Genomic DNA, 15,781 nt, shown 5'->3' on the forward strand with positions numbered 1-15,781 from the left:
ATTCAAAATTGAAACATGAAATTCCGGACTTATCTTGAAACGATCGCTGGTGTGGGGATTTTCCCGCTTATCTCGCTGATCATATTCTTTGTATTCTTTGTTGGACTGCTGATTTATGTGTTCAGCATTGACAAAAAATCGCTTAACAAAATGCGTAGCCTGCCGCTGAATGATGGTATTGTTAAAAAAACGATACTGTCGGTCGCATTCTTTTGCTGCACGGGGCTGTCTGCATTTGCCCAGGAAACCGAAAAAGTGAGGGCCATTACCGGCACCGACCTGCTGTTTTACGTCGTACTCGCCGGGTTGTTTTTCATTTCCATTCAGCTGGTGATACTGCTGGTGAACGCGTGGTCGCTGATGCAGAGGGTTTCAGTTCAAAATGGTAAACCTACCGTTTCGTTTACGGAATGGTGGCGGAAGTTCAGAGGTATTGGCGTCGCTTTGGGCGATGAAAAGAAGATCCTGATCGACGGCCACGATTACGACGGTATCCAGGAGCTAGACAACAGGATGCCGCCCTGGCTGCAATCCCTTTTCATTGCTACGATCATTATTGCGATCGGTTATTCAGCCTATTATTTTGGTGGATTTGGTGATTTGCAACTCGCCGAGCTGGAAAACGAGGTCGCGCAGGCGGAAATTGACAAAAAAGCCTATATGGCCAAAGTAGGTGCAAGTTTGGACGAAAACTCGGTGACTTTACTCACAGAAGCAGCGGTAATGGAACAAGGAAGAACGATTTTTCAGGAAAAATGCACAGCCTGCCACGGCGCCGACGGTGGTGGTACAGTCGGCCCCAACCTGACCGACGATTACTGGCTCCACGGCGCGGGTATTCAGAATATTTTCAAAGTGATCAAATATGGTGTTCCTGAAAAAGGGATGATCTCCTGGGAAAAACAGCTCTCCCCCACCGACATTCAAAAGGTGGCCAGCTACGTCATTTCTCTAAAAGGCACCAAACCCGCCAGCCCAAAAGAGCCGCAAGGCGAGCTGTTGAGTACGGATTTAGCCGTTAGCTATTAGGTGTTAGCTATTAGCTATTAGGTTTCAGCTATTAGGTTTTAGCTGACAGGCAACAGCCAAAACTCAAAACCCCATGAGCATCCCCAATTATATTCCACAAGATCAGAAACCGGCAGCCAGAGGCCAACAGCTAAAAGCTAACAGCCAACAGCTAAAAGCCGACAGCAAACTTTATCCCCAAAAACCGAAAGGCAAGTGGCATAACCGACGCGTCGTATTTTCTGTGGCCGTGCTCAGCATTTTATTCATTACCCCATTTATCAATATCGGTGGTCAGCCTATCCTGCTTTTGAATGTTTTGGAAAGGAAATTCATCATTTTCGGACTCTTCATCGGGCCGCAGGATTACTGGCTTTTCGGGGTAATGATGCTGACTTTCATGGTGATGATCGTGCTGTTTACGGTCGTTTTTGGCAGGTTATGGTGCGGTTGGGCTTGTCCGCAAACGGTTTTTATGGAGATGGTTTTCAGGAAGATCGAATATGCGATCGAAGGGGATGCGGGAAAACAGAAGCTGCTGGACAAAGCACCCTGGACTGCTGACAAACTATTCAAGAAAGCATTGAAATACAGCATATTCCTCGCTGTTTCCTTTGTGATCGCCAATTTGCTGCTGGCCTATATTGTGGGGGTTGATGAACTTTCCAGGATCGTCCATGAACCTCTGGAAGACCATATCCCGCTGTTTTCAGGGATCGTCGCATTCACTGCAATCTTTTATTTCAATTTTGCGTGGCTGCGCGAAAAGGCTTGTACAGTTGTTTGCCCGTACGGGAGATTACAAAGCGTTTTGATCGACAGGAACACGATTACAGTCGCCTACGATCACGAAAGGGGCGAAACGCGGGGGAAACTTCATAAAAATGAAATCCGCACAAATGGCGATTGCATCGATTGTTTCCAGTGTGTGGCAGTTTGCCCGACTGGCATTGATATCCGGAATGGAAACCAGATGGAATGCGTGAACTGCACCGCCTGCATTGATGCCTGCGACGCGATCATGGAAAAGATTGATTTCAAAAAAGGGCTGATCCGCTACACTTCCGAGAATGAGATCGAGCGGAAAAGCGGCAAATCTTTTGGTCCGCGGGTGTGGGGATATGCGGCTGTGTTGCTGCTGCTATGCGGCGGGCTGGTGGGTATGATCGCCACGAGGAGCGACACGCAAACTTCGTTTCTGCGCACGCCCGGCAGCCGGTATATCGAAAATAAAGACAACACTGTCAGCAACTTATACACATTTAAGATATTCAATAAAACAAACAGGACGATCACACCGACGATCCGCCTGAATGCGCCGGACGGTACGTTGCTTTTCGCCGGCTCACCCGACCTTACCATGCAGCCTGCGGGAATGGCAGAGGGAACTGTGTTCGTCACGATACCAAAAACCAGTTTGCCCAACAGAAAAACAGTGATCAAAATGTCTGTTTACCAGGGTGATATATTCCTCGAAGACTTTGAAACCACATTTATGGCACCACAGGATTAATTGAAAATAGATATGAAAAAGTTGAAAATGAATTGGGGAACAGGAATTGCGGCGGTTTATCTCGGATTTGTGATCTTGATCCTCACACTTGTAGGAATGAGCGCAAGTCAGAAAATCGACCTGGCTACGGATAAATACTACGATGCAGAACTGAAATTTCAGGAGAAGATCGATAAGACGAAGCGTGCATTGTTACTGCCGCAGCCGCTCTCGTGGGAACTGGCAGGCGACCAGATCCGCATTCATTTTCCCAAAGGTTTTACAAACCATTCGATCTCAGGCAAACTGAATTTATATTGTCCTTCAAATAAGCAAAACGACCGGACATTCAAGCTCGAACCGATTCATAACGAACAGCTTATCTCGCTAAAAGATAGTCCGGCCGGGAGGTATATCCTGCAATTTGACTGGCAAGCCGGCCCGGAAACCTATTGGAACGAAGGTGTGCTGACATTAGAACAAACTACAAATCAACCCCAAAAATGACCACAGCCCTGCCCCTGCTGGCTTTGACAATGGGACTCGTGAGCAGCCTGCATTGCATTGGAATGTGCGGCCCGATCGCGCTCGCAATGCCCGTACACAAGGGTAGCAGGTGGCGGCAGGCGGCGGGGTTGCTTACCTATAATTTTGGTCGTGCAGGCGGGTATGTTCTGCTGGGCTTGCTCGTCGGATCTATCGGCGCTTCGCTGGCGTGGATCGGGTTACTTAAATACCTTTCAGTTGCTGTGGGTTTCACAATGCTTTTGTACGTTTTCTGGCCCGGTTCGTTTAATAGCCACTTTCGTCCGCCGGTTTTTTGGGTAAAAATAGTAAGTGAATTAAAAAAGAAAATGGCGCTGTTATTGCAAAGCGGTAATCTGGAAAAATCCGCATTGCTCGGTTTTCTGAATGGATTACTGCCTTGCGGAATGGTATATATGGCACTGCTGAGTTCCGTCGCAACGGGCTCGATAGCAGGGAGCGGCATTTATATGCTGCTGTTCGGACTGGGCACATTTCCGGCTATGCTCGCGGTGGGTTTCGCGCGGCAAAAGATCACCCCGGCGATCCGATCGAAGATCAATCATTTCACTCCTTTCGTACTCGCACTGGCCGGTATCTGGCTGGTCGCCCGTGGGTTTCTGACAGAGCTGCCGCAGCCTCAGTCAGGTAATGCCACGTCGGTTACCGTTTGTAAATAACATTTCAGAGACCCATTAAAGTATGTTTTTTTCATGACGTGCATCATGTTTTGAAAATGACAGCCTGGCTAGTTTTGATACAAGATCATTTACATTCAAATACTACGATGGATAAGGATTTGTTATTCAAATACAATACACCCGGCCCCAGATATACCAGCTACCCCACTGTACCTTACTGGCAAAAAACGCCTCCCGGTGAAGCAAAATGGAAGGAACTCGTTCACGACGCCTTTACATTTTCCAATCTGACAGAGGGTATCAGCTTATATGTACACCTTCCTTTTTGCGAAAGTCTGTGTACCTACTGCGGCTGCAATACGCGGATTACGATTAACCATGGCGTAGAAAACAAATATATCGATGCAGTTCTGAAAGAGTGGGAAATGTATTTTTCCGTGTTTGGTGAAAATACACCCGTGATCCGCGAACTGCATCTGGGCGGCGGGACACCCACTTTTTTCAGCCCCAAAAACCTCACGCGGTTAATTGAAGGTTTGCTCAAAAAAGCAGTTGTGCACCCGAAAGCCAGTTTCAGCTTTGAAGCACATCCCGGAAATACGACCGACGAACATCTGGTCGCGCTTTTCCATGCAGGTTTCAGGCGGATCAGTATTGGTGTCCAGGATTTTAACCCGCTCGTGCTGGCTGTGATCAACCGCCACCAGACCTTCGAGCAGGTACGTCACCTCACCGAAAAAGCGCGGGAGATCGGCTATACTTCTGTGAATTATGACATTGTTTACGGTCTGCCCGAACAGAGATTGTGCTCGATGATGCAGACGATGATGCGCGTGATCCAGCTCAAACCGGATCGCATTGCGTTTTACAGCTACGCCCACATCCCGTGGATCAAACCCGGGCAGCGCAATTTTACCGAACTTGACCTTCCAGATGCCGATAAGAAAATGGCAATTTACGAAACAGGCAGAAATGCGTTGGAACTCGCAGGTTATCAGGACATTGGAATGGATCATTTCGCATTGGAAACAGACGAACTGTACATCGCCCAGCAGGAAAGCCGTCTCCACCGTAATTTCATGGGCTACACCGACACCCGCACGCAGCTGCTGATCGGCCTCGGTGCCTCTTCCATCAGTGACTCCTGGTGGGGTTATGTTCAAAATGAAAAGAAGGTGGAGGATTACTATAAAAGGATCGCCGCGAATGAGCTGCCGATTACCAAAGGCCACCTGCTCAGCCGCGAAGACCTGATCCTCCGCAAACATATACTACACTTGATGACGCGTTTTGAAACTTCCTGGCATTCTCCGTCCGAAACAAGTGAAGAAGTGTACCAGGCGCTGGAAAGACTATCGGAACTGGAAGCAGACGAGCTGATCGAAATAGAACCTTTTGGTCTCCGCGTTACTGAAAAAGGGAAGGCATTTGTCCGTAATATATGCATGGCATTCGATGCCAGATTGTGGGCAGATCTGCCGCAAACTAATCTTTTTAGCCAAACTATTTAACCGGCGCTTCCTTGCGCCATTCACATGAGTCAAGTACCTTGGTATGTTTGATACAGATATTCTAATCCATACCCAGGTGATTACACGGCACATCGAAATGCTGGACGCACTGTTTAAACACGCGACGGAAGGAATCGTCGTGGTGGATAAAAGCGCCAGTATTGTAATGTTGAACCCCAAGGCCAGGGAGCTTTTTGGTTACCACGATCAGGAATTGATAGGCAAAAAGATCGAAACGCTCATCCCGCAACGCTATTCAAAAAACCACGTCGGCTACCGCGATACCTACCTCGAAATGCCCCGGGCAAGAGGTATGGGGCACATGATGGACCTATTTGCGCGGCGCCGTGATGGTTCCGAGTTTCCGGTTGAAGTAAGTCTGAGCCCGTTTAAAACCTCCGACGGAGAGTTTGTAGTGAGTTTTGTTATTGATATAACAGAAAGAAAAAAGCAGGAAAACCGCATTATCGAGGCCAATCTTGAAATACAGAAACTGAATGCGGAACTCGAAGAACGCGTGGAACAACGCACCAGGGAGCTGGCTTTGGCTATTCAGCGTGTGGAGCAATCGCAGGAGGAAGTGATCAGAGCCCTGAAAAAGGAGCGCGAGCTGAACAATATGAAGAGCCAGTTCGTGACCATCGCTTCCCACGAATTTCGCACGCCGCTCGCTACCATCCTGTCCTCGGCATCGCTGATCGGGCGATATCCGAAAACGGAAGATGAGGAAAAACGCCAGAAACATGTACAGCGTATCAAGTCGACCGTCGCAAACCTGACTGAGATATTAAACGATTTTTTGTCCATTGGAAAACTCGAAGAAGGCCGCGTGAAAAGTATTCCTGTGCAGACGAACCTGCGCGAATTTTCTCAGAACCTCATTGAGGAGATCAGAAATCAATGCAAAGAGGGGCAAATTATATATTTTGATTACAAAGGCGCTGAGGAAGTGTGGCTGGACAAGCAACTTCTGCGCAACGTACTTTTCAATCTGCTTTCCAATGCGATTAAATATTCAGAGGCAGGCAGATCTATCTATTTAAGAATAAAAACTGGGGAACAATCGATTGATATTCAGGTAGAAGACCAGGGAATCGGTATTCCGCAAACAGACCAGCTTCATATTTTCGACCGCTTTTTTCGCGCTCAGAATGCGGGAAATACGCAGGGTACCGGGCTGGGGCTCAATATCGTTCAAAACTACATGGACCTGATGGGCGGCAAAGTCGATTTTACAAGCGACACCGGTAAAGGCACTATTTTCAATCTTACCCTACCCAATCACGCACCCGCCGGCCCGGTTATAGAAACAGACATTTAAAACGCATTCAATTGGAAACCAAGAAGATACTATTGATCGAAGACAATCCCGAAATGCGGGAGAATACGGCTGAAATTCTCGAACTGGCCAATTACGAGGTAGTGACCGCGCAAAACGGAAAAGAAGGTGTACAGCTGGCGACCAGCTACGAGCCCGACCTCATCATTTGCGATATCATGATGCCAGAGCTCGACGGCTACGGGGTATTGCACATGCTCGGAAAAGACGAGCGCACCGCCCACGTTCCGTTCGTGTTTCTGACTGCCAAAGCTGAAAAAGACGATTACCGGAAAGGGATGACGATGGGCGCCGACGACTACCTGACCAAGCCTTACGATGACGTGGAACTGTTGAATGCAGTTGAAATGCGCCTGAAAAAGAGTGACCGCCTCAAAAAACAATTCGATCGCTCGGCCGACGGACTGGACAGATTCATTGAAGAGGCAAAATCCTTCGACTTGTTCGCAAAACTTGCTGAGGACAAGAAGGTTAAGCATTTAAAAAAGAAAGAGACCGTATATACCGAAGGCAGCTACCCCTCCCACGTTTATTTCCTTCAAACGGGAAAGGTAAAGGCATATAAATCCAACGATCACGGAAAGGAATACATTACTGACCTTTATAAGGAAGGCGATTTTTTCGGGTACCTCGATCTTTTACAGGGCGAGCCTTATCAGGAATCGACGATCGCGCTGGAAAAAGCGGAAGTGGCGATGATTCCCAAAGACGATTTTTTTCAGCTATTGCAGGGGAACCGTGAAGTGGCTTCGAAGTTTATCAAAATGCTTTCGAACGAAATCAAGGAACGGGAGGAGCGTTTGCTGCAACTCGCTTACAATTCTGTACGAAAAAGGGTGGCACAGGCGCTGGTGATGCTGGTCCAACGTTACCAGGAGGATCGTACCAAGCCGTTTTCGATGTCGATTACGCGTGAGGATATTGCTTCCATTGTGGGTACGGCCACCGAAACTGTGATCCGTACCCTCTCTGATTTCAAGGATGAAAAGCTGGTCGATATGAAAGGCAGCCTGATCACCGTTTTGGAATATGACAAGCTGCTTCGGATGCGGAACTAACCGGTACTAACTCATTTTCAATGCTGGCCAATTGTGTCAGCATTTCTTTTTGAATAGCCTCAGGTTCGTTTAATAGCGGGATCAGCTCTCGGTAATAAGCAATTCCGTTGAGGAGCTGATCTTTGAATTTTGCAAAATATCTTTCCTTCTTAACATCTGCGGAACCTGCAAAGCGCTGCATATCTTTTTTCAGATAATCGACGTAAAGCCGCAGTTCGTTCATGAACATGTGCGGCCGCGGCTTTCTTGAAAGCAGATCGATTTTTCCATAAATGTGACCTACCAGTTCATCCAGTGTCAATATACCCGAAAACCAGGCGAGATTTGGTCCGGGACAAATTGCTACCGCTTTATTTTCGCGTGGATTGAGCAGGTTGTTTTTCAGCAATGCGGCCGTAGTTAGCCCATCACAAAGGCACAGCTTTTCCGTTACTTTTTCGATTTGCTCTTCTAAATTCGCCGGATTCAAAGAGCGCAACTGTTTGATCTTTAAATTCTGAAACTGCCGAGACGCAGTGCAAATAGGCTCTTTTGTGAATGTCGTATCCGAAACGAGGTAACGTTTGTGGCATGGACTTCCCGGCCGGCCTTTTGCAATGCGGTCAAGCCGCTGGCGCTCGGCGCTGCTTTTCCTGAAGTTGTTGAATAGTACTCCGAGGGGGGATGAATCGCTGACATAATAGTCCTCACTTTCCGATGCAGCCAGCGCATCCAGCGTTTCCTGATCTACGTTTGTAACCTCCGGCACGAGCAGAAAGGGACTCCCCCAGCCCGTAGCGTCGAGTTGATAATGTTGTATTAAAAAATCATTTTCAGCAGCTGTACCGATGCCTCCCTGCACGGTCACTTTTACCTTGGGAGCCTGCGGAATCTGGTATCCTTTACCAGTAAGTGCGTCGCGGTAAAGTTCAAAAAGCTCGGAACGCATTTCTTCTCGTTTCACTTTGAATTCTTCCAGCACAGGTCCCAGCAAGTAACCTTCCGTGGCAAATGCATGCCCGCCGCAATTCAGCCCGGATTCAACCCTGAATTCAGAAACCCAGATTCCTTTTTTAGCCAAAAACTTCGCTTGAATAAGTGCAGATCTGAAATCACTCACTTTGAGGATCAGCTTTTTCTTAAACTCGCCTTTCGAATCGGGAAAAAAATCTGGGAAATTCTCGAGATAGCTATATAGCCTGGGATTCATCCCGGCTGACAAAACGAGCGAAGATTGCAGGTTACTTTCCGCAAAACCACGCATAGCAGCCAGGGCGTCGGTATACATATCTCCCAGACTTTCGCCTTCCCCGTCCCTATTCACCTTATCGACCTTCGACATGATATTCACATCAATTTCCCCCTGCGTAAGCTGCGCCCGCAACCTTGCTTCGGCGGCAGTCCGCAGAGTGCTCGGCAGGCGGCGAAGCTTTTCATATTCAGCTTTCAGAGACGACGACGCCGGAAGCAGCTGAAAGTAATGGTCGATCTCGGAATTATTTTGGAATGGTGACTGGATCAAGCTTTTAAAACGCTGGTCGGCAATGCGCCTGATCAGGTTAAGGTAATCTGTGATCCGCCGGGCGCGGTAATCTTCTGTTGATTTTGAAATTGGCTCGAAATGCTCGCCCAGCTGCTTATAATAGTATCCGCGCATTCGTTCGATCAGCTCATCATCGACGATTGAGATAACGGAAGAAATACCGAAGTGAGCAACTTTTACGGGCGTATCAATGGAATATCCCAGCCCGAGAACCGGAATATGGAAGGTATGCGACATATTTTATTGGATTAGATTTAACAATCTGCATCCAAAAGTATCGCTGGCCGAATTCAAAAAAACTGACAGAATCTGCTGCGACAACTGAGAAATGTCATCATTTATCCAAAAACTCCCCGATCGCTGCCGCTGTGAATTCCGGCATTCTGCTACCCGGCCGGGCCGCGCATATTTCCCCGATACAAGCGCCGTGAATACCCGGCAGTATCAGCAGCTCCGCACGGGGAATAAGCTTCGCCGTTTCCACCGCGTGATCGATCGTGATCACATCCTGATTACCTGAAATAATGAGAGCAGGCACGTCGAGATTGGTGAGAATTTCCTCCGGCCAGTCTTGAAATGCGCGCATTCTGTCGCGGTCTTTGTCGTGCATCACTTGCAGGCCTTCCTTATTCTCAGCCACTTCGAGGTAGGCACTTTGTAGCGGCAGAGGCATATTGTCCAGCGTAGCAGTTTCCATAAATTCGAAAAATCCGGAGATCAGGCCTGCCCTTTTCCAGGTCGCTGCAACGGTTACCAATTTCCTGACCAAATGCGGGTGGCGGCTCGCAATTTGCAATACCGTACTGCCACCGTTGCTAAATCCCAGAAAATCAGCCTTTTCGAAGTTCAGGTTTTTGAGAAGACCGGCTACATCGTCTGCATCCTGCTCGAAACTAACGCCTGCTTCGCGATCACCGGTGCGGCCGTGCGCTTGCAGGTCAACAGCGATCACTTTTCTGGTTTGTGTGAAAAAAGGTAAGATGTTACCAAATGTCGTTTCGATCGTAGAGCCGCCTCCGTGCACGAGAACGAGCGGAACGTCGCCGGCACCGTGGATCTGGTAGTACATTTTAATGCCGTTAACCTGCTCGTAACCAGATTGAAATCCAAATTCGTTTTGCATAATCATTCCTATTTTAATACACCCCAGCAAAATAATCCTTATATTTTCACAGGATAATTGAATCGCTTCTAAACTATGTTAACAATCATCAGAACCTTTCACGGCTGATTTTGTACCGTTGGATAAGTCGAATTGCACCGGTCTGCGGACGGTCTCAATTTTGCGAATCTGATAAACATGTTAAAAGCCTTCAAAATGTTAAAACTATCCTTCTTCATTATCTGTTTCTCTGTTATGATCACACAGGCAAGTCCGGTTCTTTCTCCACCACAAAACGAGAAAATATTTATTTCAGAAACGGTTGATTGCGGCTCAGTCGCTGAAATCGATCTTTTTCGCCGCGCAAGACTTTGGGTAGCACAGGCTCATCCTGATGGAAAAGTCCTCGTTTCTGACAAAGAAACCGGCGATCTTGTCGTGCAGGCTATGACTAGCATTAATATCCCCCGCTCCGAATTGACTTCGGGTGGGTTGTATCAGTTCAGATATGCGCTTGTAATAGAATGTGTTAATCGCAAATATCGGGCGACAATTTACAATGTGGAACTGCTGGATGTCGGAAACGGCAAATTCAATGCGATCCGCACCATTTTGAAATCAGAAAAAGAGTTACTGGCATTTAATACGCATCTCAGTGTCAAGTTCAATAGTATACTTCATGAGCTGCGAGGGCATGTAAAAGATTACGAAGCGTTTTAAAGAAAATGGCCGGATTCATGCGAATCCGGCCATTTTTTTGTTCTGAAGTGAAATTTATGCCAGGATCGGCTTAACTACTTTTCCATGCACGTCCGTCAGGCGGTACCTGCGGCCCTGGTGCTTGAAGATCAGCTGCTCGTGATCGACACCCATTAAATGCATGACAGTCGCCTGAAAATCATGCACATGAACAGGATCTTTGATCACATTATATCCAAAATCATCGGTCTGCCCGTACACAAAACCCTTTTTTACCCCGGCACCCGCCATCCAGATTGTAAAGCTGCGCGGGTGGTGATCGCGACCGTAGTTATCGCGCGTGAGTTTTCCTTGCGAATAAGCGCCGCGCCCGAATTCCCCTCCCCACACTACCAGCGTTTCATCCAGTAACCCGCGCTGTTTCAGATCGGTGATCAATGCGGCAGAAGCCTGATCGACGCTTTTCGCCATTGTTTTAATATCGTTCGGCAAATTTCCGTGCTGATCCCAGCCCTGGTGATAGAGCTGCACAAATTTCACATCCTTTTCGATCAGCTTGCGCGCGAGCAGACAGTTGGCCGCGAATGTGCCCGGCTTGCGCGATTCTTCTCCGTATAAATTAAAAATATAGTCCGGCTCTTTGGAGATATCCATCGTTTCCGGCACGGCCGTCTGCATCCGGTAAGCCATTTCATATTGCGCCATGCGGTAATTGATCTCCGGATCAAGGATTTTTTCAAACTGCCCCTGTTGCAATTTGGCAAGTGAATTCAGCATGCGCCGACGGCTGGTACGGTCGATACCTTCGGGATTATTGAGGTAAAAAACAGGATCAGGTCCCGAGCGGAAAACCACGCCCTGGTGCACAGAAGGCAGAAATCCGTTACTCCACAACTTGGCGTAAAGCGGCTGGTCACCCGGCCTGCCTTTGGACAACAATACTACAAACGAAGGCATATTCTGATTGTCCGACCCAAGCCCGTAACTGATCCACGAACCCCATGAAGGCCGCCCGCCCTGCTGACTGCCCGTCTGGAAAAACGTCACCGCGGGATCGTGGTTGATAGCCTCGGTAAACATCGAGCGGATGAAAGTCACATCATTGACAATGCTCGAAGTATAAGGCATTAACTCGCTGATCATCATATCATGATCACCGTGCTGCGCAAACTTGTACTTCGACGCCGCGAGCGGAAAGCTGCTCTGCCCGGCTGTCATTCCCGTGAGCCGCTGCCCTTTCCTGACGGATTCGGGGAGGTCTTTGCCCCACATTTCTTCCAGTTTCGGCTTATAATCGAAGAGTTCCAGCTGCGAGGGAGCTCCGCTTTGAAACAGGTAAATGACCCGCTTGGCTTTTGGGGCGAAGTGCGGGTGGCCGAGCGGTAAACCTGCGGCTTCTCCTGCTGCCTGCACCGGCTTTTTCGCCATACTATTATCGGCATTCAACAGGGAAGCCATCGCCGCTGCGCCTAGTCCAAGGCTCGTTTTCGAGAGGAAATTTCTCCTGCTCAGTTGCTCGTGGACATGGTTTTCAAGTTCGTTGTAAAAGCTCATGCTGCTGATTTTTATCTCTTTATCAAAAATTCATCAAAGTTCATAACCGTGCTCGCCACGATGGTACTTGCGGCAACCTCAGCCGGGTTCAGCGATTTGTCAACCGGATATTCCCCGGCCGCCAATATCGATTTCACCTTGGCCGGATGCTTGCTGAAATCGCTGTACTCTTCTTCGTACAATTCTTTCAAAACCTGCCTTTCCTTTACATCCGGGGCGCGGCCGGTCAATGCAGTAAATGCGTAGGTAATCTGTTCGTCGAGCGTTTTCCCCTTTTTCAGCATTTGCTGCGCTAATACGCGGGAAGCTTCCACAAACTGCGGGTCATTCATGACGACCAATGCCTGCAAAGGCGTACTCGTTTTTTGTCTTTTTGTGACACAGAAATGTCTTTCCGCTGCATCGAAATTGAGCATCATAGGAGGTGGCGAGCTTCTTTTCCAGATCGTGTACAAGCTTCTCCGGTACAAACTATCGCCGTGCTGCTGCTTGTAAGTAACCTCGTTCCGGGTAGCGAGCGCCTCCCAAAGTCCGGCCGGCTGGTACGGATAGGCGCTCCTGCCCCCTACTTCACGCGTAAGTAACCCACTCGATGCCAACGCATTATCCCGAATCTGCTCAGCGCTCATCCGGTAGCTTGGCCCGTGGGTATACAACCGGTTTTCAGGATCAGCCTCGGTCGACTTCGCATTCGTTTTGGAAGACTGGCGGTAAGTCGCAGATGTTACGATCAGTTTTTGCATTGCCTTCACATTCCAGCCCGACTCCCGGAACGTAGCCGCCAGATAATCAAGCAGCTCCGGATGCGTGGGCAACTCGCCCTGGTTACCGAAATCGTCACTCGAAATCACCAATCCTTTACCGAAATACATCATCCAGAACCGGTTTACAGAAACTCTTGTAAAAAGCGGGTGATCCTCGTGGAGCAACCATTTTGCCAGTCCCAGCCTGTTTTTAGGGAATTCCTTCGGTATCTTGAAAAAGCTGTCCGGCGTGTCTTTTGTCACTGGTTTTCCCGGCGCATCGTAGGCGCCCCGGTTCAGGATGAAAGTTTTACGCGGATATTTTCTTTCCCGCATTACCATTACGTCAATTTCCTTATCCAGAATCTCGGTTTCGTTAGCTATTAGCTGTTGGCTTTTAGCTCTTAGCTTTTTGTATTCCTCGTCGATGTTGACAAGATAATATTCTTTTAATGCATTGAGCTGCTCCGGTTTGAGCTGAGCGGCCGGTGTTTTCAATGCATTTACCACCTCATTTTTAAAACTATACATCCCCAGCATTTCCAACGACGTCAGTGCTTTGGTATAGATCTTAAATTCATCCACTTCAAAATTCTTCGTCCGCTGATCCGAGAGCCGACCGATATTCAGCCTGTCAACATACCAGTTTGTTTTGTTCTTTCCGTATAGGATACTTTCCGTCAGCTGATCATTGTGCACGGTGATTTTCGCAGGGCGGCCATTTACGTACAATTTCAGTCCCGCAGCTTTACTCAGACCATCATAAGAAAAACCGATCTGCGTCCATTTATTGAGTGGAAATTTATCGACAGTTTGAATTTCAATCGCATTCTCCGGCCACACGTGACTCATTGTCAGCTTAATGCGGCCGTCTGCTTCGCGAAACACATTCCAGCCGCGGTACCCATTCATTACCCCATTGGATTTATGGAACAAAGAACCCGTCACGCTCGGATCGTGCAGATTCAGCCAGATACTGACACTGAAAGGTTGATTTCTTTCAAAAAAAGCAAACTTGTCTCCGAACGAAACTGCATTCTCACCAAAAATATATCTTGCTTTCCCGAGCTTGCCATTTCTGGAAGCCACATTGGAGAGGCTATCATCGCCTTCCGCTGTCGCCTTATGTTTCGGGTCAGCCAGATTTTGGAACTCCTTACCCTGCGGTTCGTCGAAAGTGAAATGTCCGACCAGATCGGTTTTTTCAGAAACCAAAGCTTTTTCCGGTTTAGCGCGTGCTGTTACCAGCCATTTCTGAAAATTCTGATCGGCCACTTTTGCATGCGCATTCAGTGCTGCTTTCTCTCTGGATAAGTTCTGGTGGATGAATTTCAGCTTTGCGTCGGCTTCCGGAGTCGGCAAAGTGATCGTCGGGCTGGCTTCTCCATTGTAAGGTATCTGCCCGTTTTCATTGTTATTGTTAAAAAACGCGTAAAGCGAATAGTAGTCTTTGTGACTGATCGGGTCATATTTATGATCGTGGCAGCGCGCGCATTCAACCGTAATACCTAGGAAAGTTTTGCCAAAAGTATCGGTCCGGTCGGCTACATAGGCTACGCGGTACTCCTCGGGCACAATGCCGCCTTCCTGACTTTGCTGGTGCATTCGGTTGAAACCGGTCGCTACGAGCTGGTCGCGGGTTGGATTCGGAAGCATGTCTCCGGCCAGCTGCCAGGTCACAAACTGATCGTAGGGCTGGTTCTGATTATATGATTTGATCACCCAGTCGCGGAAAGGCCAGGCGGTGCGCAGGCCGTCGTCCTGGTAACCGTGGGTATCGGCATAGCGCGCCGCATCGAGCCAGGGTACCGCCATGTGCTCGCCGTAATGCGGCGAGGCCAGGAGTTTGTCCACTACTTTCTCGTAAGCATTCGGGGATTTGTCGTTGATATAAGCTGTCACTTCCTCGGGCGTCGGTGGCAGGCCGGTGAGATCCAGGTACACGCGACGCAGTAATGTAGTTTTGTCCGCCTCCCGTGCCGGGATCATTCCTTTGTCTTCCAGCTTTTTAAGAATAAAATTATCAATATCGTTTTTGACGAATTTCTTGTTTTTGACCGCAGGCGCTTTCGGTTTTTCAACTTTGGTAAATGCCCAGTGCGGCTTGTATTCCGCGCCTTCTTCCACCCATTTGATCAGGATCGCCTTTTCCCGTGCTGTCAGGGAAAGGTGCGACTCGGGGGTCGGCATCAGGATTTCGGGATCTTTGGAAAGAATGCGCTGCACCAGTTCACTGCTGCCCGGCTTGCCCGGATTAATCGCTTTCAACCCGCTTTCCGCCTCTTTTTTGTAAGCTACCTCCGCCACATCGAGCCGAAGGTCGCCCTTCTGGTGATTCGCGTCCGGGCCGTGACAGGCAAAACATCTGTCCGACAAAATCGGCTTTACATCATAAGTATAGTCGACAGGCTGCACGAGCATGGACATTTCCTGCGCCACGTCGTCAGGCAGGTCGATTTTTTCGTCACAAGAAGAGAAAAACATCCCCGCAACAGAAAAGAACAGACTGTATTTCAAAAAGGATTTAGGCATGAATGATGAATATTGTGAGCGAATGCCGGCACGCGAATGCGCCTGTTAACTGACA

Annotated in this window: 12 protein-coding genes; 8 read left to right on the forward strand and 4 right to left on the reverse strand. The window is 48.5% G+C overall.

The annotated features are described in order from the left end of the window. Positions 1-15 precede the first annotated feature (15 nt). The 7 genes from LZG94_RS11045 to LZG94_RS11075 all read left to right on the forward strand — a co-directional run bounded on the left by LZG94_RS11045 (position 16) and on the right by LZG94_RS11075 (position 7,574). Positions 16-1,029 (forward strand): cbb3-type cytochrome c oxidase N-terminal domain-containing protein, encoded by a 1,014-nt coding sequence (locus LZG94_RS11045; protein ID WP_233791941.1) that lies wholly within the window; start codon positions 16-18, stop codon positions 1,027-1,029. 73 nt (positions 1,030-1,102) lie between these two features. Then, entirely contained in the window at positions 1,103-2,521 is a 1,419-nt protein-coding gene (ccoG, locus tag LZG94_RS11050) for a cytochrome c oxidase accessory protein CcoG (RefSeq protein ID WP_233791942.1), read from the forward strand. Positions 2,522-2,533: 12 nt separating this feature from the next. Next, entirely contained in the window at positions 2,534-3,007 is a 474-nt protein-coding gene (locus LZG94_RS11055; RefSeq protein ID WP_233791943.1) for a FixH family protein, read from the forward strand. Next, on the forward strand, positions 3,004-3,705 hold the full coding sequence (locus LZG94_RS11060; RefSeq protein ID WP_233791944.1) for a sulfite exporter TauE/SafE family protein: 702 nt from the start codon (positions 3,004-3,006) through the stop codon (positions 3,703-3,705). The genes LZG94_RS11055 and LZG94_RS11060 overlap by 4 nt, the downstream gene beginning before the upstream one ends. Before the next feature lie 107 nt (positions 3,706-3,812). Beyond that, positions 3,813-5,177 carry an oxygen-independent coproporphyrinogen III oxidase gene (gene hemN / locus LZG94_RS11065; RefSeq protein WP_233792097.1) on the forward strand — a complete coding sequence of 455 codons (1,365 nt, stop codon included), beginning with the start codon at positions 3,813-3,815 and terminating at the stop codon, positions 5,175-5,177. A gap of 76 nt (positions 5,178-5,253) precedes the next feature. Beyond that, positions 5,254-6,498, forward strand: a complete 1,245-nt coding sequence (locus LZG94_RS11070; protein WP_233791945.1) for a PAS domain-containing sensor histidine kinase — start codon at positions 5,254-5,256, stop codon at positions 6,496-6,498. A gap of 11 nt (positions 6,499-6,509) precedes the next feature. Further along, entirely contained in the window at positions 6,510-7,574 is a 1,065-nt protein-coding gene (locus LZG94_RS11075; RefSeq protein ID WP_215233450.1) for a response regulator, read from the forward strand. On the opposite strand, the gene LZG94_RS11080 is transcribed toward LZG94_RS11075, so the two are convergent. Both LZG94_RS11080 and LZG94_RS11085 read right to left on the reverse strand, forming a co-directional pair. Further along, positions 7,531-9,333, reverse strand: a complete 1,803-nt coding sequence (locus LZG94_RS11080) for a hypothetical protein (protein WP_233791946.1) — start codon at positions 9,331-9,333, stop codon at positions 7,531-7,533. The genes LZG94_RS11075 and LZG94_RS11080 overlap by 44 nt on opposite strands. Before the next feature lie 97 nt (positions 9,334-9,430). Next, entirely contained in the window at positions 9,431-10,219 is a 789-nt protein-coding gene (locus LZG94_RS11085; RefSeq protein ID WP_233791947.1) for an alpha/beta fold hydrolase, read from the reverse strand. A 195-nt stretch (positions 10,220-10,414) separates the two neighbouring features. Between LZG94_RS11085 and LZG94_RS11090 the strand changes: the two genes are divergently transcribed. Continuing rightward, positions 10,415-10,918 (forward strand): DUF4468 domain-containing protein, encoded by a 504-nt coding sequence (locus LZG94_RS11090; RefSeq protein WP_215233453.1) that lies wholly within the window; start codon positions 10,415-10,417, stop codon positions 10,916-10,918. A gap of 54 nt (positions 10,919-10,972) precedes the next feature. Here the strand turns inward: LZG94_RS11090 and LZG94_RS11095 are convergent, their stop codons facing one another. After that, positions 10,973-12,451, reverse strand: coding sequence for a DUF1501 domain-containing protein (locus LZG94_RS11095; RefSeq protein ID WP_215233454.1), 1,479 nt, complete (start codon positions 12,449-12,451; stop codon positions 10,973-10,975). A gap of 11 nt (positions 12,452-12,462) precedes the next feature. Further along, on the reverse strand, positions 12,463-15,726 hold the full coding sequence (locus LZG94_RS11100) for a DUF1553 domain-containing protein (protein ID WP_233791948.1): 3,264 nt from the start codon (positions 15,724-15,726) through the stop codon (positions 12,463-12,465). Positions 15,727-15,781 lie beyond the last annotated feature (55 nt).

It is taken from the genome of Dyadobacter sp. CY343, assembly GCF_021390335.1.
Taxonomy (GTDB): domain Bacteria; phylum Bacteroidota; class Bacteroidia; order Cytophagales; family Spirosomataceae; genus Dyadobacter.